This window comes from Corynebacterium sp. HMSC036D02 (assembly GCF_001836165.1).
GTDB lineage: Bacteria > Actinomycetota > Actinomycetes > Mycobacteriales > Mycobacteriaceae > Corynebacterium.
The window spans coordinates 1-301 of the sequence record NZ_KV827664.1; the positions used below are offsets into that span (position 1 = coordinate 1).

At 57.1% G+C, this 301-nt stretch carries 1 protein-coding gene; it reads right to left on the reverse strand.

Features of this window, described 5'->3' with window-relative positions; all coding sequences use genetic code 11:
* The coding region (locus HMPREF2743_RS12355) for an HNH endonuclease signature motif containing protein (protein ID WP_141761385.1) at positions 1-301 on the reverse strand (301 nt) is incomplete at both ends.

Here is a 301-nt window from a genome sequence, read left to right on the forward strand (position 1 = left end):
GCCGGTGTTGAGTCGGTACATGTAGCCGCGCCCGGTAGGCCTTTGTGGGTCATCGTCATTAATACCGTTGTGATAAGCACACAGGAAGGTCAGGTTGTTGATGTTGGTGTAGCCACCAGCCTGCCAGGGGATAAGGTGATGCACCTGGCAGTAATCAGCTGGTTTATTGCAGCCAGGTCTAGAGCAGGTGTGGAACTCAGCGTGGAGGGTGAGGCGTTGGTTGAGGTTTGCTCCACGTGATAGGCGCCAAGTGTTGATGGGCCCGTCGAGGGGGTGGACGAGGGTGGCGTAGCCGATTTCG